16 protein-coding genes are annotated in these 17,622 nt (G+C 70.4%); 10 read left to right on the forward strand and 6 right to left on the reverse strand.

Going from position 1 to position 17,622, the window contains the following annotated elements:
* Positions 1–142: 142 nt before the first annotated feature.
* Together IW248_RS04570 and aroA are read right to left on the reverse strand one after the other, a co-directional pair.
* On the reverse strand, positions 143–1,012 hold the full coding sequence (locus IW248_RS04570) for an MBL fold metallo-hydrolase (protein WP_196925800.1): 870 nt from the start codon (positions 1,010–1,012) through the stop codon (positions 143–145).
* Positions 1,005–2,288, reverse strand: a complete 1,284-nt coding sequence (gene aroA, locus IW248_RS04575; protein ID WP_196925801.1) for a 3-phosphoshikimate 1-carboxyvinyltransferase — start codon at positions 2,286–2,288, stop codon at positions 1,005–1,007. Before aroA ends, IW248_RS04570 begins: the two co-directional genes overlap by 8 nt.
* 101 nt (positions 2,289–2,389) lie before the next feature.
* Here aroA and IW248_RS04580 point away from each other — a divergent pair, with 101 nt between their 5' ends.
* Together IW248_RS04580 and IW248_RS04585 are read left to right on the forward strand one after the other, a co-directional pair.
* Positions 2,390–3,226 carry a helix-turn-helix domain-containing protein gene (locus tag IW248_RS04580; RefSeq protein WP_307787726.1) on the forward strand — a complete coding sequence of 279 codons (837 nt, stop codon included), beginning with the start codon at positions 2,390–2,392 and terminating at the stop codon, positions 3,224–3,226.
* A gap of 66 nt (positions 3,227–3,292) precedes the next feature.
* Positions 3,293–3,883, forward strand: coding sequence for a dihydrofolate reductase family protein (locus tag IW248_RS04585; RefSeq protein WP_196925802.1), 591 nt, complete (start codon positions 3,293–3,295; stop codon positions 3,881–3,883).
* A gap of 25 nt (positions 3,884–3,908) precedes the next feature.
* Here the strand turns inward: IW248_RS04585 and IW248_RS04590 are convergent, their stop codons facing one another.
* Entirely contained in the window at positions 3,909–4,619 is a 711-nt protein-coding gene (locus tag IW248_RS04590) for a siderophore-interacting protein (RefSeq protein ID WP_196925803.1), read from the reverse strand.
* A gap of 66 nt (positions 4,620–4,685) precedes the next feature.
* Between IW248_RS04590 and IW248_RS04595 the strand changes: the two genes are divergently transcribed.
* Positions 4,686–5,465: a helix-turn-helix domain-containing protein gene (locus tag IW248_RS04595; protein ID WP_196925804.1), complete on the forward strand. Its 780-nt coding sequence runs from the start codon at positions 4,686–4,688 to the stop codon at positions 5,463–5,465.
* Here IW248_RS04595 and IW248_RS04600 read toward each other — a convergent pair.
* Together IW248_RS04600 and IW248_RS04605 are read right to left on the reverse strand one after the other, a co-directional pair.
* On the reverse strand, positions 5,444–6,604 hold the full coding sequence (locus IW248_RS04600) for an FAD-dependent monooxygenase (RefSeq protein ID WP_196930037.1): 1,161 nt from the start codon (positions 6,602–6,604) through the stop codon (positions 5,444–5,446). The genes IW248_RS04595 and IW248_RS04600 overlap by 22 nt on opposite strands.
* Positions 6,605–6,799: 195 nt before the next feature.
* Complete coding sequence (locus tag IW248_RS04605; RefSeq protein WP_196925805.1) at positions 6,800–8,245, reverse strand: homoserine dehydrogenase; 1,446 nt, start codon at positions 8,243–8,245, stop codon at positions 6,800–6,802.
* Between the two features lie 12 nt (positions 8,246–8,257).
* Between IW248_RS04605 and IW248_RS04610 the strand changes: the two genes are divergently transcribed.
* On the forward strand, positions 8,258–9,505 hold the full coding sequence (locus IW248_RS04610) for an FAD-dependent oxidoreductase (RefSeq protein ID WP_196925806.1): 1,248 nt from the start codon (positions 8,258–8,260) through the stop codon (positions 9,503–9,505).
* Positions 9,506–9,513: 8 nt separating this feature from the next.
* The gene (locus tag IW248_RS04615) at positions 9,514–10,002 is read left to right on the forward strand and encodes a MarR family transcriptional regulator (RefSeq protein ID WP_231396178.1); all 489 of its coding nucleotides are present in this window, start codon (positions 9,514–9,516) and stop codon (positions 10,000–10,002) included.
* Positions 10,003–10,065: 63 nt separating this feature from the next.
* Here IW248_RS04615 and IW248_RS04620 read toward each other — a convergent pair whose 3' ends face one another.
* Positions 10,066–11,109, reverse strand: coding sequence for an iron-siderophore ABC transporter substrate-binding protein (locus IW248_RS04620; protein ID WP_196925808.1), 1,044 nt, complete (start codon positions 11,107–11,109; stop codon positions 10,066–10,068).
* A gap of 96 nt (positions 11,110–11,205) precedes the next feature.
* On the opposite strand from IW248_RS04620, the gene IW248_RS04625 reads away from it, so the two are divergent.
* From IW248_RS04625 to IW248_RS04645, 5 genes are read left to right on the forward strand one after another with little or no spacing between them, the layout of a single operon-like run.
* The gene (locus IW248_RS04625; protein WP_196925809.1) at positions 11,206–12,285 is read left to right on the forward strand and encodes a FecCD family ABC transporter permease; all 1,080 of its coding nucleotides are present in this window, start codon (positions 11,206–11,208) and stop codon (positions 12,283–12,285) included.
* Positions 12,282–13,367, forward strand: coding sequence for a FecCD family ABC transporter permease (locus IW248_RS04630; RefSeq protein ID WP_196925810.1), 1,086 nt, complete (start codon positions 12,282–12,284; stop codon positions 13,365–13,367). Before IW248_RS04625 ends, IW248_RS04630 begins: the two co-directional genes overlap by 4 nt.
* Positions 13,367–14,209 carry an ABC transporter ATP-binding protein gene (locus tag IW248_RS04635; protein WP_196925811.1) on the forward strand — a complete coding sequence of 281 codons (843 nt, stop codon included), beginning with the start codon at positions 13,367–13,369 and terminating at the stop codon, positions 14,207–14,209. Before IW248_RS04630 ends, IW248_RS04635 begins: the two co-directional genes overlap by 1 nt.
* The gene (locus tag IW248_RS04640; RefSeq protein WP_196925812.1) at positions 14,206–15,888 is read left to right on the forward strand and encodes an ABC transporter ATP-binding protein; all 1,683 of its coding nucleotides are present in this window, start codon (positions 14,206–14,208) and stop codon (positions 15,886–15,888) included. The genes IW248_RS04635 and IW248_RS04640 overlap by 4 nt, the downstream gene beginning before the upstream one ends.
* Positions 15,885–17,615: an ABC transporter ATP-binding protein gene (locus IW248_RS04645; RefSeq protein ID WP_196925813.1), complete on the forward strand. Its 1,731-nt coding sequence runs from the start codon at positions 15,885–15,887 to the stop codon at positions 17,613–17,615. Before IW248_RS04640 ends, IW248_RS04645 begins: the two co-directional genes overlap by 4 nt.
* Positions 17,616–17,622 lie beyond the last annotated feature (7 nt).

Raw genomic sequence — 17,622 nt, forward strand, 5'->3', positions numbered from 1 at the left:
AGGTCATCGTCGGCAGCGGTGGCACAGGCGCAGCCACGGCGGGTGCCGGCGGTAGAACGCCTCGAACGCGTTCCGATCGCCGCCTGCGATCAGGGCCAGGAGTTCGGCGCCGGCCTGGTGACGGCCGCCAACCCTGGTCGAGTCAGGGCTTCTCGGAGCCGGTCAAGTCACCCAGTTCGCTGAGGAGCGTCGCGTCAGTGTCCTCCTCGACAGGCTCACCGGGGTCGAACTGCGCGAAGGTCGGTGCGGCCGCCAGTCGGCCCAAAATCGCCGAACGACTCGCTGCGAGGTCGGTGGTGAGCGACGCCCGTAGCACCGCCTCGGTCGCCGCCGCGATCACCTCCGAGGCTCGCAGGCTCGCGGTGAGGATTCCCTGACAGTCGGCACCCCGAAACACGCTGGTGTGGCCCCCCTGCCATTCCAGCGGATGGCCGACCACCATCAGGTCTACCGGCAGCTCCAGAAGACTGCGGATGCTGGCCCGGTACTGGCGACCGGAGCCGTAGTAGACCGGGAGTTTCCGGGCGGATCCCGTACCCTGCACGCTGTCGCCGACGATCAGCAGTCGTCGGATCGGTTCGTAGAAACAGACGCTGCCGGCAGTGTGCCCCGGCGTCTCGACCACGTCGAGGGTGACGTCCCCCCGGCTGATTCGGTCACCCCCGGACACCGGCACGTCGGGTGCGAAACCGGCGAGGTCGATGTCGTGCGGGGAGAAGTAGGAACGCGCACCACTGACCTCGCGGATCGCCGGGATGCCGCCCGTGTGGTCACGATGGCCGTGTGTGCTGCACACCGCGGTCACGTCCCGGACGCCTCTGCCGAGCAGGGTGAGCGCCGGGCTCAGTGCCGCCGGCATGTAGTCGGACATCCCGCTGTCCACGAGGAGCACGCCCCCTGCTCCCGCGTCGATTGCCACCATCGTCACCATGCCGGTGTGGCTCTGGGGTTTGGGACAACGGGCCAGGACCACACCTGGCGCGATCGGGATCGCCGCTTCAGACTCAGACACTGTTTCGTTTCTCGTCGAGTGGCAGGCCCCAGCCACGTGCCAGGGCGGCGAACTCCTCGTGAAACTGCGGGAAGGTCTTGTCGACGCAGGACGGTTCGTCAAACTCGATTGCCGGCGTCCGAAGGCCCGTCACGCTCATGCTCATCGCGATGCGGTGATCTGAGCGGGTCCGCACCAGCGCTCCAGTCGGGATTCCCGGGTCGACTTCGAGCCAGTCAGGACCTGAGCGGGTGGACACGCCGCAGGCGGTGAGCGCGGTGGTGATCGCGTCGATGCGATCCGACTCCTTCAGCCGGCAGTTCGCCACATCGGTGATCCGGGTCGGCGCATCGGCGAACGGCGCGATGGCCGCCAGGGTCATCATGGTGTCGCTGATGTCGCGCATGGCGACCGTGCCTGGTGAACGCAGTCGGGTCGGGCCGGTGACGGTGACGCTGTTGTCACCGACCTCCACCCGGCAACCCATCGTCGGTAGAACCTCCGTGGCGAACCGGAGATCGCCCTGGCTCGACAGTCGGCCGAGACCCGGCACCGTCACCGTGTTTCCCGTGACGGCGGCAGCGGCGAAGAAGTACGACGCCGTCGACGCATCCGGCTCGATCTGATACTCCTGAGCCTGGTAGGTGCCCGGCGGGACAGTGATCGTGGAATCCTGCCAACTGGACTCGACCCCGAACTGCCGCATCATCGTCAACGTGAGATGGACGTACGGCGCCGAGACGGGGTTGGGTGCCCGCACCGTGAGGCCGTGTCGCATCGCCGGTGCCGACAGGCACAGTGCCGAGAGGTACTGACTGGAGGCGCCCGCATCCACCTCGACGGCTCCGCCGGCGACGCGTGAGCCGTGCACGACCCACGGCAGGCCGCCCCCGACCGCAGCGTCGACCCGAACATCGAGGCCCCGCATCGCCGTCAACAATGACCCCATTGGGCGGGCCCGCATCTGCGCGCTGGCATCGATCACATATCGCCCCGAACCCAACGCTGCCAGGGCCGGCACGAACCTCGCCGCAGTGCCCGAATCGTGGCACCACACCGTCGCCTCCGTGGCGGGCGGGCCGGCCGGATCACCTGTCACGCTCCACACGTCGGGCTCGCGGATCACCGGGAACCCGAGGCTGCGCAGACCCTCCGCGAAAGCAACGGTGTCGGCCGCGACCAGAGGGGCCACCAGGCGGGTCGTCCCCTCGGCCAGAGCCGCGATGACCAACGCTCTGGCCATGACCGACTTAGAACCGGGAACACGCGCAACTACCGTACGGGGTGCAGAAGTCATGCAAGCCTCTCGTGGCTAGCCGGCCGGGCATCACCAGACTAATCAGACGTGTCAGTGCGTCAGCCCCCGCCCGATGGTGTGGCGTCGGCGATACTGTGGGCGTGGAGTACGTGTCCAGAGTGCCGCGGCCGCCGCTGGACGGGCTGATCGACGACCTTTACTACCTGGAGGGTGCGCCGCCGTACTCCCGGCTGACGCTGCCGCCGCCGTCGGCGTTGCTCATCGTCAACCTCGGGGCGCCGTTCCGCATCCGCGCCGGCGCCGACATCGAGGCGGCCGAGTACGCCGACGGCTGCGTGGTCACCATGCCCACCCGCGCATGGGAGTTCGGCTATCCACTCCGAACCCGGTCCGTCGGCGTGCACTTCAAGCCGTGGGGGCTGGCGCCGTTCCTGCCGATGCCGGCGGCCGAACTACGTGACCGGCCGGTGACGTTAGAGCACATCTGGGGCCGGCCCGCCACCGCTGAGCTGCGGGATCGGCTGGCCACGGCGGCCGGGCCGTCCGAAATGCTGACGCTGCTCGAGGAGGAGTTGATGCGACGGCTGTGCGAGACCCCCAGTCTGGGACTGGTCCGGCATACGAGCAGCGTCATCGTGGCGACCAGGGGGGTGGTGGCGATCGGCGACGTGACGGCGGCAGCCGGTGTCAGCAGCACTCACCTGGCGCAGCGGTTCAAGGAGCTCGTCGGCGTCACGCCCAAGCGGCTGGCCCGCACCTACCGCTTCGCCGCCACAGTGCTCTCGATCGACCCCGCCGGACCGATCGACTGGAGCGACCTCGCCGCTGGGGCAGGCTATTTCGACCAGGCGCACTTCGGCCACGAGTTCCGGGCGTTCACCGGGCTCACACCGACCCGATATGTCGAGGTCCGGCGGCGGTTCCTGCGCGAACATCCCGGCCACGTGCTGGACAGTTGGCCGCTGCCGGCCGATTGATTTCGTACAAGAGCGACAGCCCACGGGACTCTAATCTGAGGGCATCCCCCAAGCAGAGGAGCGCCAGTGGGCAAGGTGGTCATGTACGGCTCGGTGTCGGTGGACGGCTTCGTCGCGGACGAGAACGACCAGCCCGGACCACTGTTCGACTGGTTGCTCGGCGGTGACGTCCCGTTGGACGAGAGCGGCGCGTTGAAGGTGTCGCAGTCCTCCTACGACTACACCCGGCCGTACTGGGACCAGATCGGAGTCACGATCGCCGGCCGCCACGTCTTCGACATGACGGACGGCTGGGACGGGAAACCCCCGGGCGGGGTCGACCACGTGGTCGTCGTGACGCACCGGCCGAAGCCCGAGGGCTGGGACCCCGAGGCGCCGTTTCACTTCGTCGACGGCGTCCAGGCAGCCATGGCCAAGGCGCAGGAGCTCGCGGGTGACCGCGTCGTCGAGGTCGCCGCCGGCGACGTCGGTGGCCAGGTGCTTGCCGCGGGCCTGGTCGACGAGGTGCGCATGGACGTCGTACCCGTCGTGTTCGGGTCCGGCAAGCGGTACTTCGGATCCGTCCACGCGCAGCACCTGTTGGAGGATCCGGACGTGGTGATTCAGGGCAATCGGGTGCTTCACCTGCGCTATCGGGTACGCCGTCGAACGATCTGAGCGGGTCCGCGAAGAAGTCATGCGGTCAGTCGAGGCCGGTGCGGCCCTCGGCCCAATATGCCTTGCCCATGACCTGCCGGGGTTTCCGCTTCCACCCACGACTGTCGCGCCGCACGGCATGCACAGTCGCCGCGTCGCCGGTGACGATGAGGGTGTACGGCGCCTGGATGGCCGCTGCGCGGCCGTGCTGGAGAAGCTCGACCCGGTCGGCGTCCTTCGCGACGACCGCCACTCGTTCGCTGATCCCCAGTTGGGCGAGTACGTCCGTGAGCGCAATGGGATCGCGTGCCTCGAAGACATACGACGTCTCGGCGGGAATGGTGAGCAGTGCGCGGGCGAGCGCCACGCTGGTCTCGTCCCCGACGAAGAGCACGGGACCGGCGGCCTTGCGCAGGTCGATCGAGCGCCGCGGCCCGAAGACCTCACTGGTCTGGCCTTCCGTCGCCCGCTCGAACCACTGCGCCGCCGGACCGTTTCCGTGCGTGTACACGACCAGCTCCGTCACACCGTCGGTGGCGTCCCACATCGTCGGTGTGTAGGTGCGCAGGCTCATCGAGCCGCGCCGCGGCCGGAGCTGGAGTTTCGCCCCGGGCACCCAGGTCGCCTTGCGGAATGCCTCGGCCGACAGCGTCATCCGAATGAACTCGGGGGAGAGGTGGCTGAGGCCGGTGACGTGGGCGCTGTCCAGCATCGCGCCACTGGCGACGTCGGCCAGGCGTTCGGCGAGTCCGGTCATTGTTCCTCACTTCAAGCTCTGTTGTTGGGCGGCAGGGTGTGCGAACTGGGGGGATATGGTGAGCGCATGCCGGAAAGTCGCCAGGTCGAGCTTGACCCGGTCGTGGGGCGGGGTTGGTACGACGGCGAGGCGCAGATCATGCACCGGCACAGTCAGGGCCAACTCGTCTATCCCACCGCAGGGGTGCTCGCGGTGACTACGGGACGTGGGACATGGGTGGCTGCGGCGAACGGGGTGGCGTGGACGCCGGCCGGCTTCGATCATGCCCATCGGGCGCCGGCACGTACCGAGGTTGTGGCGCTGATGATCCCGAGCGAGCTGTGCACCAGTCTGCCGGATCATCCTGCGGTGCTTGGCGTCTCGGGTTTGTTGCGGGAGGCGATGCTCGCTCTGGTCGCCGAGCGCACGATGCGCCCGCAGGCACGGGACCGCCTGCTGGGAGTCGTGGTCGACGAGCTGACGGATGCTCCGGAGCAGTCGCTCTACCTTCCGGAACCGCGCGACGGCCGGCTCCGCACGGTCACCGAGCTGCTCCGGTCGGACCTGGCCGACGCGCGCACCCTGACGGAGCTCGGCCGCGAGGCCGGGGCCAGCGCCCGCACACTCAGCCGGTTGTTCCGCGCGGAACTCGGCATGAGCTTCCACCAGTGGCGTACCCAGCTTCGTATCCAGCACGCGCTGGTCTTCCTGTGGCAGGGCCGTTCCGTGACGCAGACCGCCACGCTGTGCGGCTGGTCCAACCCGAGTAGTTTCGTCGACGCGTTCTCCGCCATCGTCGGGCAGACCCCCGGCCGCTACCAGGCGCCGCAGCCTCAGTCGGCCGATCAACCCGTCACCGCCAGGTAATCCTTCAACGCCAGGTCCTCGACCAGTTCCCCGAAGTCCGTGAACCCGCCCGGCCCTTCCTCGGTCTCCTCGTCGTTGAGCTTCCGTGCGGCTGCCTGGCTCCGCAGCACGTAGTCGCGCACCTCCTGCTCGTAGCGGATCGCGCCCGCGGCGAGATCGTTCGCCGCCGAGGCGAGTTCACCAGCCAGGACATACGCGCAGGTCATCGCGATTGACGTGCCCTGGCCGGTGGTCAGCGAGACCGCATATCCGGCGTCGCCGACCAGCGTTACCCGACCATGGGTCCAGCGCTCCATGACGACCTGACTGCGAGAGTCGAAGTGGAAGCTCGAGGCGTCCCGCATGAGCTCCACGATCTGCGGCACCACCCAGCCCATTCCCTTCACCCGATCAGTCAACAGCTGCTTTTGCGATGAGGCATCTCGAAAGTCGTACTCGATCGGTTCGTCGCTCTGAAACCCGAGGTAGGCTCTCGCCTCCTCGTCCCTGCCCAACCCGATGATTCCGGCGCCGACGTTCTCGTCGATGTGGAACGTCTGCCAGCGGTCCAGGCCGGTGAAGTTCGGGATGGTCATCACCGCCACGTAACCACCCAGGTAACGCAAGAACTGCTGTTCTGGGCCAAAGGCCAGCCGACGCACCCCGGAGTGCATGCCGTCTGCGCCGACCACGAAATCGAACCGGGCCGGAGCGGCGCTCTCGAAGGTCACCTCGACGCCAAGCTCATCCTGGCGCAGGGCGGTGATTCGGTCACCGAAGACGTATCGAACGTGCTCGCCGGCCGCCGCGTGTAGCACGCCAACAAGATCATCCCGCAGGATCTCGACGTCGGGAGCGTCGAACCGGCCACCCGTCAGCGTGCGTTCCGTGGTCTGGAAGATCTCCTCTCCGGTCCTGTCGACCACTGACATCCCACGCAGCCTCGTGCTCCGCTCGCGGATCTCATCCAGAATGCCCATGCCTTCCGCGACCCGGAGCGCCGGGCCTCGCACGTCCAACGCCTGCCCACCCGGGCGCAACCCCGCCGAGACCTCGACCACTGTCACCTGGAAACCCAGACGGTTCAGCCAGTACGCCACCGTCAGCCCCGCCACACTCGCGCCAGAGACAAGGATCCGCCGCCCACTTGCATCGCTCATGTGCCGACCGTACGAACACCGCAGGCCCGGACCCCACCGGCAAACGCCCAACCTCTACCGAAAACTCGCCACGCGAGTGATGTTCCGCTCCGCCACGTAACTCGAACGTCAGCAGCGTCCGTCGGATCAACTCGCCGGGCAATCCCCGGTCCTGACGACTGGTCGCTGTGCCCCGCTTCCCGAGCGGGGCTCCGCTCACGCCTCCACGATGCGGAGCATGCCGCCGACGCCGAGGACGCTGTCGAGGCTGCGCAGTTCCGCCACGGCCTGCCTCATGGCGCCTTCCTCGGCACGGTGCGTGATGAAAACGACGCGCGCCTTCGAGGCGCGGTCCTCCTGGGTGATGGAGCGGATGGACACCTGGTGGCGGCCCAACACACCCGACACCTCGGACAGGACGCCCGGCGCGTCGGTGACCTCCAACTTGAGGTAGTGGGGGTGCGCCAGCCGTTCGGTGGGTCGCAGCACTGCGGAGCTGCCGAGCGGCACCCTGCGGTGGGTGCCGCGTCGCAGGTGGTCCGCGGCGGTGACCAGGTCGCCGAGCAGGGCGGACGCGGAGGGCAGCCGCCCCGCTCCGTGACCGTAGAACATCTGGTCGCCGGCCGCGCAACCCTTGAGGAACACCGCGTTGTACGTGTGGCGGACGTTGGCGAGGGGGTGGCTCTTGTCCACCAGGGCCGGGAAGACCTGGACCCCGATCTCGCGCTCGCCGGAGCCGGCCGCCCCGAAGACCTCGGCCTTGGCGATCGACTTGATCACGTAGCCGAAACGCGCCGCGATGTCGAAGTCGTCGCGTTCGAGCTTGTCGATCCCCTCGCGCTCGACGTCGTCGACGGCGATCGCGCGTTTGAAGGCGAGCGAGGCGAGGATGGCCAGCTTGGACGCGGAGTCCGCGCCCGTCACGTCGTTGGTGGGGTCGGGCTCGGCGTAGCCCTCCTCCTGTGCTTGGCGCAGGGCCTCGGAGTAGCCGAGCCCCTCTTCGGACATGCGCGTCAGCATGTAGTTGGACGTGCCGTTGACGATGCCGAGGACGCTGGTGATGTCCTCGCCGAGGAACGATTCCCGGAGCACGCGCAGGATCGGCACGGACGCGACGGCGGCAGTCTCGAAGAAGAGGTCGACGCCGCTGGCGTCGGCCGCCTCGTACAGCTCCGGGCCGTGTTTGGCGATCAGTTCCTTGTTGGCGGTGACGACCGACTTGCCGGCGCGGAGCGCGGCGAGCACGTACGCGTGGGCGGGCTCGATGCCGCTCATCACCTCGACCACCACGTCGATGTCGTCGGCGTCGGTGATCGCCCGCACGTCGTCGGTGATGAGCGGGGCCAGCAGGCCCGAGCGCTTCTTCCCCGCGTCCCGTACGGCGATGCGCTTGAGTGTCAGATCGATACCGCTGATCTCCTGGATATCGGGGGCCCGGTCCAAGAGGAATTCGGCAAAAGCCGCTCCGACGTTGCCGCAACCGAGCATGCCCACGTTCACGGGACGATCCATGGCGGGAGCATATACACCCGCATCGTTCGGCCAACGACGCTCGGCTGCGTCGTCTTGGATGCTGAAACCGTCCTGAAAGAGAAAATTTCCCGCGCGGCTGCTCGACGGCTGCCGAGGGTCGGTCGGGGTTGCCGAAATCATCTTAGTCATTAAGATAATCGCATGGGCGTATCGACTGACTTCTCCGTGGCAATCGCGGGTGCCGGCCTCTCCGGCCTCTGCCTCGCCCAGTACCTGATGCGCGCCGGCATCGACGTGCACGTCTACGAGCGGGATCCGGGCCCCTTCGTCCGGCGGCAGGGCTACCGGATCATTCTCGACCGGTACGGGCTGGAGGCGCTGCGCGAGAGCCTGCCCCGCTCGCTGTACAACCTGGCGCTGGCCACCGGCGACGAGCCCGGCGGGCACCTGCGCTTCACCGACAGCCGGCTGCGGGACGCATTCACCATCACCTTCAAGGACGAGCCACACGCGACCCGTCAGGTCGACCGGCTGACCCTGCGGTCGATCCTGCAGTCCGGGCTGGACGGGCGCGTCCACTACGGCAAGGACGCCGTCGCGGTGGACAGCGGCGACCCGGCACGGCCGCGGCTGCTGTTCTCCGACGGCGGGGCCGCCGCGGCAAGCGTCGTCGTGGGCGCGGACGGCGTCGGCTCGGCGCTGCGCGCGCAGCTCATGCCGGACGCCGACCCGGCGAACACCCCGATGGCGGGCATCTACGGTCGGTCGCCCCTCCTGCGGAACGGCGAGAGTGTCATCCCGGACGCGCTGCGTACCAGCGGGGTCCTGGCCATCGCCGACCGGCCGGGCCGCGCCTTCTTCTTCACCTCCATGCGGTTCGGCGAGAGCCCGCGGGAGGCGTTCACGCGCCTGGCCCCGGGCAGCTACGCGCCCACCGGCGACGACTACGTCATGTGGGGACTGCTGCTCCGGCAGGAGGAGGTGCCCATCGGCGTCCGGGGCGACCTGCTGGCGCTGTGGAGACTGGCATCCGGGATGAGCATGGACTTCCACCCGGTCATCCGGCGGCTGGTCGGCACGGCCGAGTTGGACGCCACGGTGCTCAACCTCTTCGCCACCGGCCGGCGCCCGCGCCGGTGGGCGGTACCCCGGGCCACGATGATGGGCGACGCCGTACACGTCATGCCGCCGTTCGGCGCTCACGGCGGCAACACCGCGCTCCGCGACGCCGCAGTGCTCGGCCACCGGCTGGTCGAGGCCCGGGCCGGCGGCACGTCGGTGGAGGAGGCGATCGCCGGCTACCAGGACGAGATGGTGCCCTACGCCTTCCGCGCCGTCGACACCGCCGCCGGGCTGATGCGCCGCCTCACCGGGAGTGCGGCCGCACCGCACTGGGTGCTGACCCGCGTGTTACCTCGACTGCACCGGGTGACCGTGCCGGAGGCATGATTGCGGGCATGTCCGACGAGCCGGCCCGTGCGTCCGCGATCGCCGACCTCATGCGCGCCGGGCGGGAGACGTCGCGGCTGTCAGTGGTGTTCCGGTACGCCATCGCGGAGCGGCTGGGCCTCACCGTGAGCGACCTGGAGTGCCTGGACTACCTGGCGGACGTCGGCTCCGCCACCGCGGGGCAGGTCGCCGAGCGGACCAACCTCACCACCGGGGCGGTGACCAGCATGCTCCGCCGGCTCCAGCAGGCGGGCTACGTGACGGCCGAGCGCGATCCGGCGGACCGGCGGCGGGTGATCGTCACCCTGCGGCCGGAGCGGGTCGCCGAGTTGAGGCGACCGTACGAGCGGTTCGCCGAGCGGGCGGGGCGGCTCATCGAGGGCTACCGCGTCGAGGAGGTCATGCTGCTGGTCCGGCACTTTGACCGCATGCAGGCGATGTACCTCGCCGAGTTGGACCACCTCCGCGGCGGCGACGCCGCGCCACGGTCTGCCTGAGGGCCCACTGCCGGCCCCCGGGCGGGGAACTGTCCTGTCAGGTCCAGTTCCCCGCGCGGATCGTCAGGAAGCGGACCTCTGCACCGCCGTGGCCGGGTTGCCGTCCATCGCCGCGGTCAGCTGCGGGACGAGCTTCTCCAGCAGGAACGGCAGGCTCAGCGGGGTGATGAACGAGGTCGCGGCGCCGACCAGTTCCTCGTTCTCCAGGTAGATGTCGCGACCCTCGGTCTTGACCTTGAGCTTGCTGTAGAGCGGGTCGGCCTGGACCTTCGCCTTGTCGGTGTCGTAGCTGTCGACCAGCCAGATCAGCACACCGGTGTCGAGCATGTCGGTGCGCTCCCGGCTCAGGTTCGCGCCGAACTCCTTGCCGGTCACCTCGGCCAGTCCGGCCGGCAACGTGAAGCCCAGGTCGGTGAGGAACCGGCCGCGCGAGTCCTGCGGGCCGTACACGTAGTAGCCCTCGTAGGTGGTGGCCATCAGGCCGGTCGCGCCGGCGAAGGTCGGGTTCGCCGTGCGTACCGCCGCGAACTTGGCCTCGACATCCGTGACGACCTTGTCCGCCTGAGACTTGCGGCCGACGGCGGTGCCGACCGTACGGGTCACATCCTGCCAGGACACCCCATAGTCGACGGAGTCCTTCGGCTGTGCCACCGTCGGTGCGATCTTCGCCAGCTTCGAGTAGTCCTCGCTCGTCAGCCCCGAGTAGACGCCGAGGATGAGGTCGGGCCGCAGGGCGGCCACCTTCTCGAACTGGATGCCATCGGTGTTGGTGAGCACCTGCGGCTTGGCCCCGCCGCCCAGCGCGGCCTCGGCCCAGGGCCAGATGGCGCCCGGCTTCTCGCCGAACCACTCGGTGGTTGCCACCGGCACGACGCCCAGCGACAGCAGAGCGTCCTGCTCGACCAGGCCGACCACGGCGATCCGCTTGGGCTCGGCCGGGATGGTGGCGGTGCCGAACTTGTGCTCGATCGAGACCGGGAAGGCGTTGGAGGTGGCGGCACTGGATGACGGGGCCGACGGCTCCGACCCACCACCGCAGGCCGCGAGGAGAAGCAGGAGCGCGGTCGAAGCGACAGTCGCGCCCCGGCGGATTGAGGGAAGCCGCACGGCTGTTCCTTTCTGCCAACGAGGCCCCAGGGTGGTGACCTCGAACGGGAGTGTAGGTTAGCCTCACCTAATTGAGTAATGCGAACGGGTGGACGGATGGAGCACGTGTTGACCCCAGGCACCGGCACCCGCCCGGAGCCCGGGACCGTTTCACCCCAGAAGGTGCCGCGCGAGTCGTTGTCGCGCACCGGTCGCCGCTGGACCGGCCTCGTCGTCGGCATCGTCGCCCTCGCCGCCGCGGTGGCGCTGAGCATCGCGGTCGGCAGCCGCTCGCTCGGCCTCGGCACGGTCTGGCAGGTGCTCTGGCACGACGACGGCTCCGCCGCCTCGGAGATCGTGCACCAGCTACGGGTGCCCCGCACGATCCTCGGGTTCGGCGTGGGCGCGGCGTTGGGTCTGGCCGGCACGGTGATGCAGGCGCTCACCCGCAACCCGCTGGCCGAACCCGGGTTGCTCGGGGTCAGCCTGGGCGCGTCCACCGGCGTGGTGCTCGCCATCGCGCTGCTCGGAGTGACAAGTGCGAACGGGTACGTCTGGTTCGCCATCGCCGGCGCCGGGCTCACCTCGGCGGCCGTCTTCGCACTCGGCGGCGCCGGCCGGGCGCCCACCCCGGAACGGCAGGTGCTTGCCGGGGTGTCCCTCACCTCGGTGCTCGGCGCCGGAATCTGGGCGATCCTGGTGACCCATCGGGAGGCGTTCGACAGGTACCGGCACTGGGACGTCGGATCGCTCGCCGACCGGGAGTCCAGCACGATCACGCAGTTGGCGCCCTTTCTGGTGGTCGGTGTCCTGCTCGCGCTGCTACTGGGCCGCCAACTCAACGCGCTGAGCATGGGCGACGACACGGCGACCTCGGTCGGCGCACACCCGGGGCGGATCCGGGTGCTGGGCATGATCACGATCACGCTGTTGTGCGGCGCGGCCACCGCCGCCTGCGGGCCGATCTGGTTCGTCGGCCTGGCCGTCCCCTACGCGGCCCGGATGTTCACCGGCTCGGACCACCGCTGGATCCTGGCCTACTCGCTGGTCCTCGGACCCACCCTGCTGCTCGTCTCGGACGTGCTCGGGCGGGTCCTGGTGGCCCCGGCCGAGTTGCCGGTCGGGGTGGTCACCGCGTTCCTGGGCGCACCACTGTTCATCGCGCTGTGCCGCCGACGCCGGTTGAGCACCCTGTGAGCGGGCCGGTTCTCCAGCTACGTCCGTCCGGACGGACCACCCGGCTGGTGATCCGCAGCCGCGGTGGTCGGCTCTCGCTGCGGGTGCACCTGCGGTCGCTGATCGCCGGCGCCGCGCTGCTGCTCACGGCGCTGGGCGTCGCGGTGGTCAACCTCTCCAGCGGCGACTTCCCGATCCCCGTGCCCGACGTGCTCCGCAGCCTCGTCGGCCAGGGCGACCCGGGCACCGACTTCATCGTGCACGAGCTGCGGCTGCCCCGCGTGCTGATCACGCTGCTGGTCGGTACGGCGCTGGGCGCGAGCGGGACGATCTTCCAGGGGTTGACCCGCAACCCACTGGGCAGCCCCGACTTCGTCGGCCTGACGGTGGGCGCGGCAACCGGCGCGCTGATCGTCCTGCTGCTGTTCAACGGCGGGGGCTTCCAGGTCGCGGCCGGTGCGATCGTCGGCTGCCTGGCCACCTCGGTCGCCATCTACCTGCTCGCGTTCCGCCGTGGGGTGCAGCCGTTCCGGCTGGTGCTGATGGGCGTCGGAGTGTCCGCGCTCCTCGACTCGTTCAACTCGTACCTGATCTACCGCAGCCGACTCGACGAGGCGATCGCCGCCCAGGTCTGGTTGATCGGCAGCGTCAACGGCCCCGGCTGGACCGAGGTGACGCTCGTCGCCGTCGCCGTCGCGGTGCTGCTGCCGGTCGCGCTCTACCACGGCCGGCACCTCGACATGTTGGCCCTGGGCGACGAGCCCGCGATGCTGCACGGCGTACCCGTCGAACGCAGCAGGGTGGTGCTCGCGCTGGCCGGCGTCGGACTCGCGGCCGGTGCCACCGCCGCGGCCGGGCCGATCGCGTTCGTCGCTCTCGCCGCGCCACCGTTGGCCGCCCGGCTGACCCGGTCGCCGAACGCCGGGATCCTGCCGGCCGCGTTGATGGGCGCCGCCCTGTTGACGGCCAGTGACTGGGTGGCGCAGCGCATCCTGCCGGACGATGACGTCCCGGTCGGTCTCGTCACCGCCGCCCTGGGCGGCATCTACCTGACCTGGTTGCTCTTCCACGAGCGACGTAACCGCGGACAAGGAGCACAGTGATGACCGAGTCGCGGCTGCGGGCCGACGCGCTGACCCTGGCGTACGACAAGAGGGTGGTCGTCCGGGACCTCGACGTCCAGATCACCGACGGTTCGTTCACCGTCATCGTCGGGCCCAACGCCTGCGGCAAGTCGACGTTGCTGCGGTCACTGGCCCGGGTGCTGAAGCCGCAGTCCGGCGCCGTCTACCTCGACGGCCAGACCATCGCGTCGCAGCCGTCCAAGCAGGTGGCCCGACAGCTCGGCATGCTGCCGCAGTCGTCGGTCGCACCCGGCGGGATCGTGGTCGAGGAGCTGGTCGCCCGGGGCCGCTTCGCCCACCAGCGTGTGCTGCGGCAGTGGTCGCCGGAGGACGAGGCGGCGGTCGCCGACGCGATGCGCCAGACCGAGGTGACCGAGCTGGCCGACCGGTTCGTCGACGAACTCTCCGGTGGCCAGCGTCAGCGGGTCTGGCTGGCGATGGCGCTGGCCCAGCAGACGCCGATCCTGCTGCTCGACGAACCGACCACGTTCCTCGACCTGTCGCACCAGTTCGAGGTCCTGGACCTCTGCGCCGACCTGCACGAGCAGGGCCGGACTGTCGTCGCCGTCCTGCACGACCTCAACCATGCCTGCCGGTACGCCACCGAGCTGATCGTGATGCGGGAGGGCCGGGTCCTCGCTCAGGGTCCGCCCGCCGAGGTGATGACGGCCGAGCTGGTGGAGACGGTCTTCGGGATGCCCTGCCGGGTGATGACCGACCCGGAGACGGACACACCGATGGTGGTCCCGGCCGGGCGGCAGCGGCGTCGACTGGCCCGCGCCGGCGTCGTCGCGGCGCCTGTCGACCGGGTTCCCGCGTGACCGGCGGACGCAGACTGCTCACCGACACGCTCGGCAGGCAGCGGCGGCTCATCTCGCTGAGCACGCTTCTGATCACCGGCCACCAGGCCGGCGAGGCCGCCGTGCCGTTCCTGATCGGTGTGATCATCGACCGGGCCGTGGACGGCGGCGTCGGCAGCCTGGCCCTCTGGCTGGGTGTGCTGGCCGCCGTCTACGTCGGCCTGAGCTACAGCTACCGCTACGGCGAGCGTACCGGTGAACGTGCCGCCGAACAGGCGGCGCACGACCTGCGGCTACGGGTGACCGGGCGGGTGTTGCACGAGCGCGGCGGCGCGGAGGCCGACCGGCTACCCGGCGCCCTGGTGTCGATCGCGACGAGCGACGCGGCCCGGGTCGGGGCCGTCGCCATCGCTGTCGTCTCCGGCGTGGCCGCCGTCGTCGGCCTGATCCTCGCGGCGGTCCTGCTGCTGTCCATCTCCCTTCCACTCGGGCTTGTGGTGCTCCTGGGCACCCCGCCGCTGCTGCTGCTCACCCGCCTGTTCGGCAAACCGCTGGAGGAGCGCAGCGAAACGGAGCAGGAGCACAGCGCGCACGCCTCCGGCATCGCCGCCGACCTCGTGATCGGCCTTCGCGTGGTCAAGGGCCTGCGGGCCGAGACGGCGGCGGTTGAGAGGTACGCGCAGCGCAGTCGCAGCGCGCTCGCCGCGACCGTACGAGCAGCGCGCGCCGAGGCCGCGTACCAGGGACTGGTGCTCACGCTCAGCGGGGCGTTCCTGGCGGTCATCGCGGTCATCGGCGGGGTCCTCGCACTCCACGGCCAGATCACCGTCGGTCAGCTCATCTCCTCGCTCGGCCTGGCGCAGTTCCTGGTCGGTCCGATGTCCACGTTCGGCTGGGTGGGCGCCGACCTCGCTCAGGGCCGCGCGTCCGCCCGCCGCGTCGCCGCCGTCCTGGACACCCCCGTCGCGGTGCCCGACGGCACGGCGAACCCGGTCACGCCGGCCCGGGGTGGGCTCGCGCTGCGCGGGGTGGACAGCCCGCCCCTGCGCGGAATCGACCTGGAGATCGCCCCCGGCGAGCTTGTCGGAATCGTGGCCACCGACCCGGCCGAGGCGGCCGAGTTCGTGCGGCTGCTCGGGCGGGTGCGTGATCCGGTCGCCGGGGTGATCGAGCTGGATGGCATACCGCTCGCCGACCTCGCACCGAACGACCTGCGGGCCGTGGTGCTGGCCGTCGAACATCAAACCGACCTGTTCGACGACACCGTCCGAGCGGCCGTCTCGCTCGCCGGACGGGCCCTCCCGGCACGCGTCGACGCAGCGGTGACCGCGGCAGACGCCGACGAGGTGGCCCGCGGCCTCCCGGATGGACTGGACACGGTGCTGGACGATCGGGCCCGTTCGCTCTCCGGCGGCCAGCGGCAGCGCATCGCGCTCGCCCGGGCACTGGCCGGCGAACCGCCGGTGCTGGTCGTGCACGACCCGACCACAGCTGTCGACGCGGCGACCGAGTCCCGCATCGCCGGGCGACTGCGCGCGATGCGGGACGGACGTACCACGATCCTGATCACCGCCAGCCCGGCGCTGCTCGCGGTGACCGACCGGGTGATCGTCGTACACGACGGCACCGTCCGCACCGACGGCGCGCACGGCGACCTGGTCGCCGAGGACGACACCTACCGGGAGACCGTGCTCGCATGACCACCGACTCGACGACGTTGCTGCCGATCGCGACCGGACGTCGCACCCTGGCGCAGTTGCGGACGCTTGTGCGCCCGCACCGGTCCCGGCTGGCCGGGGCACTCGCCCTGCTGGTCGCCGGCACCGCGGCCGGGCTGGTAGGCCCGCCGCTGCTCGGGCGCATCGTCGACCTGGCCACCGGCGGCGGCAGCACCGGTGACGTGGTCCTCGCCGGCGCGGGGCTGGTGGCCGCCGCGGTCGTCGAGGCGGTGTTGGCCGGGTTCGGTGTCGCCCTGCTCGCGCAGGTCGGCGAGGGTGTGCTGGCCCGACTACGGGAACGGTTCGTCTCCTCGGCGCTGCACCTTCCGCTGGAACAGGTCGAGCGAGCCGGGACCGGTGACCTCACCTCCCGGGTGACCAACGACGTCGCCGTGATCGCCGAGGCGGCCCGCAGCGCGGTCCCCGAGTTCACCCGCGCCCTGCTGACCATCGTGCTCACCCTGGCCGGGATGGCCGTGCTCGACTGGCGTTTCCTCGTTGCGGCGCTGATCGCGGTGCCCGTGCAGGCGCACACCGTGCGCTGGTACGCCCGCCGCGCCGTCCCGCTCTACGCCCGGCAGCGGGTCGCCGTCGCCACGCAACAGCACCACCTGCTCGCGACGATCGACGGCGCGTCGACCATCCGCGCGTTCCGGATCGCCGACGAGCACCGGGAGCGGGTCGCCACGAGGTCCCAGCAGGCGGTGGACCTGCTGCTGCGGGGCGTCGCGTTGCAGACCCGGTTCTACGCCCGGCTGCACGTCGCCGAGTTCCTCGGGCTCGCCGCCGTCCTCGGCACCGGCTTCTTCCTCGTCCGCGGGGATTCGGTGAGCATCGGCACGGCGACCGCGGCGGCGCTGTACTTCCACGGCCTGTTCGGCCCGATCAACGTCGCTCTCGCCCTGGTCGACGATGCCCAGGCCGCCGCCTCGGGGCTGGATCGGCTGGTCGGGGTCGCCGACCTGACCCCGCCCGTACGGCAGCGGGCCAGCGCCGGCGACGGCCCGGACGCGGTGGTGGTAGGTGGGCTGGACTTCGCCTACCGCCCGGACCGGCCGGTGCTGCACGCCGTCGATCTGACGATCGCCCGCGGCGAGCGGGTCGCCCTGGTCGGCGGCAGCGGCGCCGGTAAGACAACTCTGGCCAAGGTGATCGCCGGCGTGCACCAGCCGACCCGCGGGAACGTCGCGGTCCCGGCCGGCGAGGTCGCACTGATCACCCAGGAGGTGCACGTCTTCGCCGGACCCCTCGTCGACGACCTGCGACTGGCCCGTCCGGACGCCACGGACGACGAGGTGAGCGCCGCGCTGGACCGGGTGCAGGCGCTGGGGTGGGTGCGGCAACTGCCCGACGGCCTGCACACCGAGGTCGGTGCGGGCGGGCACGTCCTCACCGCGGCGCAGGCCCAGCAGTTGGCGTTCGCCCGGCTCATCCTGGCCGATCCGCCGGTGGCGATCCTGGACGAGGCCACCGCGGAGGCCGGGAGCGCCGGAGCGCGCCTGCTCGAACGGGTGGCCGACGCCGCGCTGGCGGGGCGTACCGCGCTGATCGTGGCGCACCGACTCACCCAGGCGGTGGCCGCGGACCGGGTCGTGGTGATGGAGGCCGGCCGAATCGTCGAGGCGGGCACCCACAGCGACCTGATCGAGCGGGACGGCCCGTACTCCACGCTGTGGCGGGCCTGGTCGGACCAGCGCGCTCGGCACTGAGCGCACT

The organism is Micromonospora ureilytica (assembly GCF_015751765.1).
In the GTDB taxonomy this organism is placed as follows: domain Bacteria; phylum Actinomycetota; class Actinomycetes; order Mycobacteriales; family Micromonosporaceae; genus Micromonospora; species Micromonospora ureilytica.